We start from the raw sequence: 3,529 nt of genomic DNA on the forward strand, positions 1-3,529 counted from the left end.
TGCTGCCGTTGGAGCTCATGGAGAATACCAGACGGCCAGTTTCGCTGTATTCCTGTGTATTCATCATGGTCTGGCTCAGTGCCGGATATGCATCGCCGATCTTGAAGCAGTTGGAGATCTTCTTGTAAGAACTCGGAACAGACAGGATCTTGCGGGTTGCTTCCGGAACGATCATAGAACCAACGATACCAGTGGTGCTGATACCATTTGTCTGTGTTACTTCCAGCTTAACCTTCTTGTCGCCCGGTTCGCAAGCTACTTCGCCGATCTTCCAAGCGAATTCATCGCTCTTGTCATCGGTGGTAACAGTAGTTGCAGCGGTTGTTGCAGCAGTGGTGCTGTTTTCAGTGGTTGTGGTTTCTGCGGCAGTGGTGGTGGTATCTGTTACAGTACCGTCGCCAACTACGATCTTTACGATTGCCTTGGAAGGATCCTGCGGCAGAGAGTAAGTAGCTGCATCCTTCTTACCCTGAATTGCAGTGGACATATCTTCCAGCGGACCTACTGTTGCACGATAGTTTTCCTGATCTGCCTTTACGCTGTCGAAATCAGCAGCGGACGGCATCGGGATCAGATCCTTGTTTGCATTGCGGCTGCAGATCTGTACATAATAGGTGCCTTCTGCGGTATCCTTCGGAACAACAACATCGAAGGAAGTGAAACGCAGGTCAGTAGACTTTCCACCAACAAAGTATGTACGGTCATCCGAAGAAGCAGCAATGAAGCCCCAGGAATAGTAGTTGTTGATGTCCGGAACGCAGTCATTTCCATCAGAGTCCTTTACGAAACGAGTGGTGGAATAGCACGGCAGATCTACTGTAACAGTCTTTTCAACATAGTTTGCAGCAACTTCCCCGCCCGGATTGATGTAGGAATATTCGATGTACGGTGTACCGTCTTCCTTCTGCTTGACATCGCATTCCTGTACCTTATGGGACTTGTGAGTAGCCTTATCTGCATTCTTGTCTGCCAGATAATCGTCTGCATTTGCATAGTAGTCGTATTCGAACTTGACCTTGTTGTCGCCGTTGGCGATCAGATTGGCACCAAAGATCTTGTCACAAGCAATTTCTCTGACTACGCCGTTACTCTGAGCGTCGTTGTAGCTCCAGGTGTGCAGGTCTTCATCCTCTTCGAACATCGGGGACATGCAGAATGCACCGCTATACGGAGTGCCTACGATTGTGCCCAGACCGTTCGGCATAGTGACATCATGCTGGTTGACCTTGGTAGATGCGTTGAAAACGTTCTGATAGTAGATACTGTTTGCAATTGCACCGCCGTCTGCGAAGGTAGCGTCCTTGGTTGCAACCCAGTTCAGCTTTACAGAGCTCAGGTAGTTGTCATCAGGCCATTCTTCAGAATCGATGAAAACGTCCAGAGTCTTGGTAACATCGCCAGCAGCGATCTCGTCCTTAGAGATGCTGATGGTCTGTACGCCGCTTCCCTGCTCCTCGAGGAGGAAATTGTACGGTGTGCCGCCATTTTCGGTCTGTTTTGTGGGAATCGAAGCCGAAACCGACAGTGCACTGAACGGCAGTGCAGAAACTGCCATCAGAGCTGCAACGCCGAAGGACAGAACCTTCTTTGTTCGTTTCTTCATGTTTTCCTTTCCTTTCCTTGCCGGTATTGCCGACAAATACGTAAATGAAATATTGCCTATATCAGGAGCCGCATTCCCCCTCGGAACACTTCTCCTAAATATACGAAAAATTTGTGGTTGCCGTGAAACAGATTAGTCTGAATACGGCAGAGTCTTAATGATGTTTACGAGGAACATCAGCAGTGTGGTTGCGTCCTGCGAGCCAACTTCTTCATCACCGTTGCAGTCTGCGTTCTTCCGCTGTGTGTCGTTCAGAGTAACCACGCCGGCTGCTGCCTTGTTCAGCATAACGGCATCGGTAATGTCCACGCGGGCATCACAGTTGACATCACCGTACAGCACGCTGCCCGGTGCTACCGTACCGGTAACAATGTTGCCGGAGATCGTGGTAGTTGCCTTTGTGACATCTGTTTTGCTCTCAGTAGCGGTAGTAGTCGCTTCGGTAGCAGTGGTATCCTTGCCGCCTTCAGTAGTGGTCACAGTGGTGGTCTGCTTGCTGCCGATGGTCACGGAGCCAGCTTCTGCGTTGATCGTATAGGTAGCGGAATCGCCGCCGTATACATAGCCGATCACCATGCTGGAATTGTTCTTGCCGGAGCCGTCATAAGTTTCACGGGTAACCGGTGCGAAGTCGATCGGAGTTACGGTGCCGTCTGCCACGCCGTCCTTTACAGTACCGGTAATGGTCAGGATCACACCGTCCTCAGAGATCCAGGAATTGGAGTCCAGTGCGGTCGTCCAGCTGACAGTGATCTCGCCGTCCTTGATGTTGGTGGCAAATACCGGAGCATCGCTGGCGGTACTGTCGCCGGAAACATCAACATCAGCAGACTTGCCGATCTTCACGCTGTCTACGTTCAGAACAGTCTGATCATAGGTCACTGCGAAGTCCATGACGTTTACCTTCGTAGACGGAATGTCTTCCAGAGAAACGTCTACAGAAAATTCTCCGCCAGCCTCTGCCTCTACCTTTGCACCCTTCAGGGTCACTGCTGTGTCAGCAGCCGAAACCTGAAACGAAACAGCAGTAGAAGCAAGCATTGCAAGTGCCAGAGCACCAGCAAGTGTGTGTTTTGCTTTCATGTGTTATCCTCCTCTGATTGTCCGCACGCCCTGCCGGTGTTCCAGGCCGGCGGCATGCAGTCGAAAAAATCTTGGTCGAAATCTCCGCAGGAATCGCTTCTCTGATTCATGCTGTTCCAATTATTCTTATTATAGAATATCCCAACAGAAAAGTCAATAGATACGCAAAGTTTTTGTGTAAACTCGACGAATCAGGAAACCTATAATTGTATAATATCCCAATACGCCAGACCAGCCGGCTCGCATTTTGCCATGCGTCCGGCAGTTTCGCACAAAAATGGCACGTTTCAGGCTGGCAGAACCTGCCGGATACGGGCAAGGGGACACCGGAAAATCAAGGCGGTGTTCCCGCATCCTGGCGGCTTTTCTGCTTATATGTTCCTGCACTGCAGGGCAGGCAGAAACCTTCATTCAAATTATACTCTAAAACTCGCAAAATGTAAAGAGAGATACGCATTTTTTAGTAGAATTGTACAAAATATAGACTTCATTTTTAGAGTATTCCACAAGAAACACAGTGCGTTTTCGACAAAAACCGGCGGTTTTTTGGAATCAGCACCGGCAGGCCTCCGGAAACGGGAGTTTTTTGCGAAAAAACGTTTTCCACAAGTTTTCCTCTTTGGTGGATTCTTTGTGGAAAACACCTCCGCCGTCATCCGAAATGGTTTTCCACAATGTTGAAAGCTGTGCCGGATTGACGCGGCGTGCCTTTTCCACAAAGCTGTGGGAGAAGTTTTCCACTTTGGGAAATGCGGACGTGGCACGCCGTGTTGTTGACTGAAGGATTTTGCTGTGAAAATCTGCAATTCAAGAATCCCTCCACCAGCTTCGCTGGTCCCCCTC

The 3,529-nt window shown here is 49.7% G+C and carries 3 protein-coding genes; all 3 read right to left on the bottom strand.

Annotated features, from left to right (window positions below):
- The coding region (locus tag RUMCAL_RS08560; protein WP_021682351.1) for a hypothetical protein at positions 1 to 1,603 on the bottom strand (1,603 nt) is incomplete at its 3' end.
- A 132-nt stretch (positions 1,604 to 1,735) separates the two neighbouring features.
- The gene (locus RUMCAL_RS08565) at positions 1,736 to 2,686 is read right to left on the bottom strand and encodes a cohesin domain-containing protein (protein ID WP_021682353.1); all 951 of its coding nucleotides are present in this window, start codon (positions 2,684 to 2,686) and stop codon (positions 1,736 to 1,738) included.
- A gap of 416 nt (positions 2,687 to 3,102) precedes the next feature.
- Positions 3,103 to 3,529, bottom strand: a 427-nt coding sequence (locus tag RUMCAL_RS16260) for a hypothetical protein (protein WP_207636451.1), incomplete at its 5' end; no start/stop codon positions are given.

This window comes from Ruminococcus callidus ATCC 27760, from assembly GCF_000468015.1.
GTDB classification, from domain to species: Bacteria; Bacillota; Clostridia; order Oscillospirales; family Ruminococcaceae; genus Ruminococcus_C; species Ruminococcus_C callidus.

Excerpts from the sequence above, each read along its gene's own strand:
- RUMCAL_RS08565 (WP_021682353.1), bottom strand. The coding sequence starts at position 2,686 with ATGAAAGCAAAACACACACTTGCTGGTGCTCTGGCACTTGCAATGCTT.